Source organism: Embleya scabrispora DSM 41855 (assembly GCF_000372745.1).
GTDB lineage: Bacteria > Actinomycetota > Actinomycetes > Streptomycetales > Streptomycetaceae > Embleya > Embleya scabrispora.
In genome coordinates this window covers 98,430-108,133 of record NZ_KB889680.1, presented here as the reverse complement: position 1 = coordinate 108,133, position 9,704 = coordinate 98,430, and the positions used below count along the sequence as shown (strand labels likewise).

Genomic DNA, 9,704 nt, shown 5'->3' with positions numbered 1-9,704 from the left:
CCCGGGGGCCTCGCCTTGGGCGTGGGCGCTGTAGGCGGTGGCCAGGTCCCGGGCCAGCGGCGCGGCCGACCAGCCGTCGGCGGCGATGTGGTGGACCACCAGCGCCAGCGCGTACTCGGTGGGCGCGGTACTGAACAACCATGCCTTCAGCGGCACTTCGCGGCCCAGGTCGAAGGTGTGACGGGCCGTCGCGACAATGGCGTCCCGCAGCGCTTCCTCGCCTCGAATCGGCCGCACGGCCAAGCTGATGCGGGCCTGCTCCGGGTCGAGGACGTCCTGGTACGGCCTGCCACCGATCTCCGGGTAGACGGTGCGCAGCGACTCGTGGCGGGCGATGACGTCGTTGACCGATGCCTCCAGCGCCGGCACGTCCAGCTCGCCGCTCATCCGCAGGATGATCGGCATGTTGTAGGTCGCCGACGGACCCTCGAACCTGTGCAGGAACCACAATCGTTGCTGCGCGAACGACAGCGGAAGCCGCTTCGGCCGCTCGACGGCTCGCACCAGGGGTGTCTGGACGCCGGCACTCCCGTCCAGGTGCGGGGCGATCTCGGCCACGGTCGGGTGGGCGAACAGGGTGCGCAGTTCGACCTCGGCACCCAGCTCGGAACGGATGCGGCTGATGAGCTTGGTGGCCAGCAGCGAATGCCCGCCCAGTACGAAGAAGTCGTCGTCGACGCCGACCCGTTCCAGGTCCAGCACCTCGGCGAACAGCTCGCACAGCAGTTCCTCCCGCACGGTGCGCGCGGCCCGTCCGGTGGCGGCCGGGGCGAAGTCCGGGGCGGGCAGCGCCCTGCGGTCCAGCTTGCCGTTGGCGGCCAGCGGCACCGCGGCGATCGCCACGACGGCGGCGGGCACCAGGTGCACGGGCAGCCGCTCCTGCAGATACCCGCGCAGCGAGCCGACCAACGCGCCGATCCGTCCGGCCGAGGCCGGGGCGTTGGCGAGCGTCCGGTCGGCGCGACCGGAGGGCAGGAAGGTGCCGGCGAACTCGCGTACCGCCAACGGACCGTCGGTGAAGACGATCGCGTCGAAGCACTCCGCCGACTGCGCCGACCAGGTCGTCAACACACCCCAGCCGCGTCCGGCGGCCCACTCGTACACGTCCTGCGGGTCCACCGCCGCACCCGTGAAGGCGGGGCCGTCGAGCACCCGGGCCTCCACCGCGAGGTGCAGTTCGCCGGCCAGCCGGGCGTTGGGGATGCCGGTGACCCGCACCGGGACACCCTTTTCGGCGCACCGTTGCACCAGGCCGGCCAGGGCGTCGGCGTCGGTCTCACCACTCCAGGGCACCGCCGGCACCTCGGCCAGGTCCACCGTGTCGGCCGGCTGCTTGTGCAGGACGACCTCGTAGCGGTGGCGGGTCAGTTCGTTGTGCGCCCGCCCCGGCTTGAGGCGGATGTCCGCCCCCGCCGCGCCGTGTCGCTCGGCCCACCGGGTGAACCACTCGGGGTCCAGCACCAGTTCCGGCTCGGTGAGCACCGCGCGGGCGATCGCCGCCCGCGCCGCCGACGGAGCGGCGTCGGGGTGCCGGGCGTACTGCACTCCGGTGCCGAACAGGGGCAGGGTGGCGGCATTGCGTACGTCACCGACGACGATCCGGCCTCCCGGTGCCAGGAGTTCGAAGACCTGGCCGAGGACCTGGTCGAGGTAGTCGGCGTGCGGGAAGTACTGGATCACCGAATTGAGGACCACCACGTCGAAGTGGCCGGCCGGAAGCCCGGTCACGTCCTCGGCCCGCTGGTGCCGCAGGGTGACCTTGTCGGCGTAACCGGCCTGCTCGGCCTCGCGGGTCAGGCGCGCGACGGCGGCCGACGACAGGTCGCTGGCCCAGTACTGCTCCACATGCGGCAGCACATGGGCCATCAACAGGCCCGAGCCGACTCCGAGTTCGAGGACGCGGCGAGGCCGGCGGCGGATGATCTGCTCGACCGCCGCGTCGCGCCAGTGCCGCATCTCGGCCGGCTCGATGGGCAGGCCGTCGTAGCTGGAGTTCCAGCCGAAGAAGTTCTCGCCCCACTCGGTGCTCTCGCCCGAGTAGACCTGGTCGTAGATCTTTTCCCACTCGTCGACCTGCTGCTCGGCCTGTTCCGTGTCGTCGATGCCATCCGGGTCCGGCACCACGTAGGCGACCAGTTGCTTGTCCCCCGCGCCCACGATGCCACGGGCCACGACCACGGATTGGGCCACGCCCGGGTGCGCGGCCAGGGCCCGCTCGACCTCGGCGGGCTCGACCCGCACACCGCGGATCTTGACCTGGTCGTCCTCGCGGCCGGCGTATTCGAGCTGCCCGTCGGCGTTCCAGCGAGCCAGGTCGCCGGTGCGGTACATGCGCGCACCGGCCGGGCCGTACGGGTCGGCCACGAACCGCTCGGCGGTCGGCCCGCAACGGCCCAGGTAGCCGCGGGCGATGTTGCCCGCGACGTACAACTCGCCCACCACGCCCGGCGGTACCGGCGCCAGGCCCGGGCCGAGGATGTAGGTGCGCATGTTTCCGAGCGGCGTTCCTATGGGGGTGTTGTCCGCGGCCCGGCACTCTTGGCCCGCCTGGACGGCGAACGTGGTGGCGTAGAAGGACTCGGTCTGCCCGTACGCGTTGACGATCCGCACGTCGGGCAGCGCCTCGCGGACGCGGTGCACGAGCGTGGCGGGCAGCGCCTCACCGGCGAAGACGACCGTCTCCAGAGCGGTCATCGTGGCCATGCGGTCACCGAGTCCGGCGAAGACGGACGGCACCGTGCTGATCACACTCGCCGACACCACCTCGCGCTCGGCGAGCACCAGTGCGTCCCGGACCACCTCGACGGTGCCGCCGTTGGCCAGCGTCGTGACGATCTCGAAGACCGAGACGTCGAAGTTGATCGACGTACCGGCGAGCATCCGCGTATCCGCGCTCACTCCCACCCGTTCGGCGAGCCGCGTCACCCCGTTGACCACGTTCGCGTGGCTGATCACGACACCCTTGGGGGTGCCGGTGGAGCCCGAGGTGTACATCACGTACGCTGCGTGCCCCGGCTGCGGTTCGATCGCCGACGCCTCGCCCGTACCGGCGGTTTCGAGGTCCACATCGCCCAGGAACAGGGTCGGGACGTCCGTCTCGGGGAGCACCCCGACGGTGGCGGCGTCGGTGAGGACCAACTGCGGGCGGGCGCTTTCCATGATGTGGTCCAGGCGCGTGCTGGGGTACTTCGGGTCGATCGGCAGATACGCGCCGCCCGCCTTCAGGATGCCGAGCATGCCGGTGACCAGGTCGGCCGAGCGCGGCAGCGCCAGAGCGACCACGGTCTCCGGGCCCACCCCGCGTCCGGTCAGCGCACCGGCGAGCCGGCCCACGCGTGCGGTCAACTCGGCGTAGGTGTAGGAGACTTCGCCGTACGTCACGGCGATCCTGTCCGGCGTGGCGGCCGCCTGGCGCTCGACCAGGCCGGGGATGGTCAGTTCGGGGGTATCGGCCGCGGTGTCGTTGACCTCGACGAGGATGCGCTCGCGCTCGGCGGGCCGCAGCAGATCCACTCCACCGATTGGGGTCTGCGGGTCCTCGGCCAACAGGTTGAGGACGTGCCCGAAGCGCGCGGCGATGTCGGCCGCCTGCTCTCGGTCGAGGAGGTGGTGCTGGTGCTGGAGGCTGACTTTCAAGTGCGGCTCGGCGAAGGCCATCACCACGAGCGGGTAATGGGTGCTGCTGAGCGGGCTGATCCCGGTCACCGAGATCCCGGCGGCCGAGTACGCCTCGCTCAGGGCGGCACTGTCGATCGGGTACGACTCGAAGACCACCATCGTGTCGAACAGCACGCGCAATCCGGTGGATCGGTGCGTTTCGAGGAGGCCGTGGTGCTGGTGGTCCAAGAGCACGCTCTGCCGCTCCTGCAGCCCGCCGAGGACGACGCCGAGCGATTGGCTCGGTGGGCAGTTCACCCGCACCGGCAGGGTGTTGACGAACATGCCGACCATCTCGTCCACGCCCGTGACCTGCGGCGGCCGGCCGGAGACGGTGGCGCCGAACACCACGTCCCGACGCCCGGTCAGGCCGGCGAGGAGGATGCCCCAGGCGCCCTGGACCAGGGTATTGAGGGTCAGGCCCAACTCGCTCGCGCGACGGGAGAGGGCCCGGGACTGGTCGAACGTGAGCGGCACATCCACCTGGCCGACCCCGGTCGCCTCGCTCTGCGGGGCGGAGCCTGCGGGCACCAGGAGCGTGGGCTCGTCGATGCCGTGCAATTCCTGTGCCCAGGCGCGACCCGCAGCCTGTTCGTCCTGGCGCGAGAGCCAGGCCAGGAAGTCGCGGTAGTTGCGCGCCTTGCCCAGTGCGGTGGCATCCCCGGCCGAGCCGTACAGACGCAGCAGGTCCTGCATGAGCAGGGGGATCGACCAGCCGTCGAACAGGACGTGGTGGGCGGTGAAGACCAGTTCCCACTTGTCGGCCGCCATCCTGATCAGCGACAGGCGCAGCAGCGGAGCCTGGGCCGGGTCGAAGTGCGTGCTGTGCTCCTCGGCCAGGAACCGCTTGAGTCGTTCCTCCCGCTCGTCCTCGGCGAGTGTGGTCAAGTCGGCCTCACGCCACGGCAGTTCGATGCCGTTGCGGACGATCTGGACGCGGTCGCCGGAGCTGTCGTCGACGAACGCGACCCGAAGGTTGGGGTAGCGGTCGAGCAGTGCCTGCCCGGCCGCCCGCAGCCGCTGCGGCTCGATCTCCCCGGCGAGGTGGAAGACGAACTGCATCTGGTAGGAGTCGAGGTCGCCACCGGCCAACTCGGCGTGAAAGAGCAGACCCTTTTGCATCGCGGTCAGCGGCCAGACGTCTGCCAGGCCCGCGTGACGCCTCTCCCATCGGTCCAGCTCGCCCTGGCTCACCTTCACCAGCGGCACGTCCGAAGGGGTGAGACCGCCCGCCTCCGGCTGGGTGGCATGTCGCGCGAGGGCCTCCAGTGCGGTGCGCCACAGCGCGGCCAGCTCCGCCACCTCGGCCTGCGTGAAGAGGGCGGAGGGGAAGTCGAGACGGGCGGCAAGGTGCGGGCCCTGCTCGGTGTCGGTCACGTACGCGCTGACGCTCAGCGCGGCCAGCGCGGGCATGTTCGCGTCCGGGTCCGCGACGAGCTCGGTGGTGCCCTCGACCTGGGTGAAGCCCGGCCCCTGCGGGGCTTCCGGCCGGCCGGCCGAACCGGCGTACCGGCCCAGGTAGTTGAAGGACACCTGACCGGTCGCGTGCCGCTTGAGGATCTCACCGGTCTGCGGGTTCAGGTAGCGCAGCAGGCCGTATCCGATGCCCTTGTCCGGCACGGCGAACAGTTGCTCCTTGACCGCCTTGACCGCGGCGCCGGCGGCCCTGCCGCCGTTCAGGGCGTCGTCGAGGTCGACGCCCGCCACGTCCAGGCGGACGGGGAACATGCTGGTGAACCAGCCCACCGTACGCGAGAGATCCGCGCCCGGCACGGCGCCCTCCTCCCGGCCGTGGCCCTCCAGGCGCAGCAGCAGCGAGGACTCGTCCACACCGCGCTGCTTGCGCCACTTGGCCACCGCGAGGGCGAGGGCGGCCAGCAGGCCGTCGTTGACGCCACCGCGGTAGGCGGCGGGCAGGGTGGTCAGCAGCGCCTCGGTGGCCGCCGTCGGCAGGTTCATGCGCACGTGCTCGACCGTGGAAATGGTGTCCAGGGTCGGGTCGAGCGGGCGGCTGCCGAGCACCGGATCCGGACCGGCGACGATCGTGCGCCACAGCGCCAGCTCACCGGCACGCTCGGCGGAACGGGCTTCCTGCGTCAACGCGTACGACCAGCGTCGGACGGAGGTACCCACCGGCGCCGGTTCCGGTGTGCGTCCGTCGCGGATCCGCGTCCACGCCTCGGCGAGGTCGGGCAGCAGGATGCGCCAGGACACGCCGTCGACAGCGAAGTGATGCAGGGCGATGATCAGCCGCCCGGCACTGCGGGCACCGGCGTCGAACCACACGAACCCCGCCATGCGCCCGGCCTCGGCGTCCAGGCGGTCGGTGGCGGCGTCCAGTTCGGCGGCGGCCCGCTCGCGCCAGCCGTCGGCCCAGCGGCCGTCGGTGCGCACCCGGTGGATCAGGGGCGCGATGTCGACCGTGCCGGGAGCGGCCACCTCGAGACCGGTCTCCCGGCCGACGATCAGGCGCGAGCGCAGCATGTCGTGCCGGTCGAAGACCGCCGTCAGGGTCGCGATCAGAGCGGCTTCGTCGATCCCGACGGGCAGTTCCACCGTCATCGACATGGTGAACCGGTTCAGACCGGTGCCCAGTTCCAGCAGATAGTGGCTCACCGGCAGGAGCGGCATGAAGCCCACGCCGCCGCCCTCCAGTTCGTCGAGGACCGGCCCGGACCGGCCGCCGCTGCCCGCCGTCTCGGCCAGCTCGGCCACCGTGCGCGACTCGAAGACCTGTCGCGGCGTGACCTCCACGCCCAGCGCCCGGGCCCGCGAGACCACCTGGATCGAGCGGATGCTGTCCCCGCCGATGGCGAAGAAGTCGTCGTCGATACCGACCCGGTCCAGGCCCAGGACCTCGGCGTACACCCCGGCGAGAATCTCCTCCACGGGGGTGCGCGGCGCCCGGTGGGTGCTGCCGGCGAACTCGGGCTCCGGCAGGGCGTTGCGGTCCAGCTTGCCGTTGGGGGCCAGCGGGAGCCGGTCCAGCATCACGAACACCGACGGCACCATGAACTCCGGCAGCCTGCCGGATACGAACTTGCGCAACTCGCGCGAGGAGACGGTGGCCGTCAGGTCGACCTGCAGGTCGCCCAGGCTCTCCACGGTGCCGAGCCCCGACTCCCCCGCGCCCCGCGGTATCACGTAGCCGACCAGCCGGGTGCTGCCGTGTCCCTGGTGGGTGACCACCACGGCCTGTGCCACGCCGGGGTGGGCGGTCAGCGCCGCCTCCACCTCCCCCGGCTCGATCCGGAAGCCGCGCACCTTGACCTGCGCGTCGTCCCGGCCCACGTAGGTGAGCCTGCCGTCGACCGTCCAGCGGGCCAGGTCGCCGGTGCGGTACATCCGCGCACCGGCGGGCCCGTACGGATCGGCGACGAAGCGCTCGGCGGTCGCCCGGGCACGCCCGAGGTAGCCACGCGCCACGTTGCCCGCGACATACAGCTCCCCCACGACCCCCGGGGCCACCGGTTGCAGGCCGGGGCCCAGGACGTAGGTGCGCATGTTGCCCAGTGGGGCGCCGATCGGTGCGCCGACCGTGCCGGTCCAGGTCCGGTCGGCGGTGAAGGTGGTGGCGTAGAACGACTCGGTCTGGCCGTAGGCGTTGACGACCCGCACGCCCGGGATGGCGTCCCGCACCCGCTCCACCAGCGAGGCGGGCAGCGCCTCACCGGCGAACACGACGGCGTCGGCCCGGATCTTCCCGCCCACCTGGTCCAGGAGTTCGGCGAAGACGGACGGCACGGTGCTGATCACCCCGCCGGTCCAGCCGCCGCGCTCACCGATCACCAGCACGTCGCGGACCACTTCGAGGGTGCCGCCGACGGCCAGCGTGGTGATGGTTTCGAAGACCGAGACGTCGAAGTTGACCGACGTGCCCGCCAGTACCCGCGTGCCCGCGTCGATCCCGACCGCGTCGGCAAGGCGCAGCACGCCGTTGACCACGTCGCGGTGCGTGATCGTCACGCCCTTCGGCGTGCCGGTGGAGCCCGAGGTGTACATCACGTACGCGGCGTTCGCGGGCCGGACCACGGCATGCCGCACATCCGGGCCCACCGCGGCGAAGTCGACGTCCTCGATGAACAGGGTCGGCACATCCGACGCGGGGAGCACGTCGACCGTGTCGGCGTTGGTCAGGATCAGCCGCGGACGCGCGTCGGACAGGATGTAGTCCAGCCGTGTGCTGGGGTACTTGGGGTCGATCGGCAGGTAGGCGGCGCCCGTCTTGAGGATGCCCAGCATGCCCACGATCAGGTCTGTCGAACGCGGCAGGGCCAGGCCGACGACGGTCTCCGGGCCCGCCCCGTGACTCGTCAGCTCACGGGCGAGGCGCTCCGCTCGCGCGTCGAGTTGCGCGTACGACAGTTCCTCGTCGTCGTGAATCAGGGCGGTCGCGTCCGGCGCCGCCGCCACCCGGCGCTCGAGCAGGGCCGGGATGCCGAGTTCGGGTGTCGTGGCCGCGGTGTCGTTGAAGGTCCGCAGCACCAACTCGCGCTCGCCCGCCTCCAGCACGTCCGCCTGCGCGACCGGGCGGGACGGCTCGGCGACCAACTGTTCGATGAGGCGCACGAAGCGGGCCATGACGGCCTCCGCCGTGGACCGGTCGAACAGCTCGGTCGCGTACTCCAGGAAGATCAACAGCCCCGCTTCGTCGGGATCGTCGAAGAAGTTGAACTCCAGGTCGAACTTGGCCGTGGGCGTCGGCAGCGGGCCGAAGTGCGCCTTGACGCCGGGCAGGTCGAACTCGATCCAGCCGCGGGTCGCCCAGGTGAACATGACTTGGAACAGCGGGTGGTACGCGGTGGAGCGCTCCGGGTTGAGGATCTCCACCAGGCGCTCGAATGGCGCGTCCTGGTTGTCGTACGCGGCCAGGGCCTTGTGTTGCACCCGAGCAAGGAGCTGCTCGAAGGACGGGGTGCCGGACAGATCGGTGCGGAGCACCCAGGTGTTGACGAAAAATCCGACCAGATCCGCGAGTTCGTCGTCCGTGCGACCCGCGATGGTGGAGCCGATGGCGATGTCCTCGCCCGCGCCGAGCTGCTGGAGCAAAACCGCGAGCGCGGCCTGGAGCACCATCGGCGTGGTCACGTCGGCGCGCTTGGCCAACTTCTCCACCTTGGCGCACAGTTCCCGGTCGAGCGTGAGGCCGATGCCGTCACCGTGGTGGCCGGCCACCGGAGGGCGCGGGCGGTCGGTGGACAACCGGATCGGCTGCGGTACGCCGGACAGCTCGTCGCGCCAGTAGCCGAGCTGGGTGGACAGGACGCTGTCCGGATCGTCTTCGTCGCCGAGGAGTTCACGCTGCCACAGCGTGTAGTCGATGTACTGGACCGGCAGTTCGGGCCAGTCCGGCTCACCGCCGCGGACGTGGGCGGTGTAGGCGGCGGCCAGGTCGCGCGCGAGCGGAGCCAGGGACTCGCCGTCGGTGGCGATGTGGTGGATCAGCAGCAGGAGCCGGTGGTCGCGGGCACCGGCGCGGAAGAGGGTGGCGCGGACCGGGATCTCCTCGGACAGCGTGATCACCCGGTTGGCGGCTTCGCGCACCGCGTCGTCCAACGCCTCCGGTTCCGCCTCGACCAGCGGGATGTGCAAACGGACCTGCTCGGCGGGGAGCACCTGCTGTGCGGGCACGCCCTCGGCGTTCTCCACGATCAGGGTGCGCAGGCTCTCGTGACGAGTCACCACGTCACGAACCGCCGCCGTGAGTGCCTCCACATCCAGTTCACCTGTGAGCCGGATGAGGAAGGGCACGTTGTATGTCGCGGACGGCCCCTCGAACTTGTCGATGAACCACAGACGTCGCTGCGCGAAGGACAACGGGATCATTACTGGGCACTCCTGTTCATCTTGCGCAGAGGGGCCGGCTTGCCGCCGATGCGTTCTTCGGCGGGCGCCGGTTCATCGATGTCGTTGGCGAACTCCGGCTCTCCGTCGGGGTCGGGCCACCACATCGCCGGGCGTGGGGCATCCACTTGCCCGGCTCGCCCGGCGAGCGGACCGGGAAGCGCTTGGCGATCGGAGCAGGCACCCCTGGGGACGACCGGCAT

Annotated in this window: 1 protein-coding gene; it reads right to left on the bottom strand. The window is 71.1% G+C overall.

Going from position 1 to position 9,704, the window contains the following annotated elements:
* Positions 1-9,483 (bottom strand): non-ribosomal peptide synthetase (locus A3IC_RS57255; protein ID WP_020553682.1); only part of this gene is annotated, 9,483 nt, incomplete at its 3' end.
* Between the last annotated feature and the right edge of the window lie 221 nt (positions 9,484-9,704).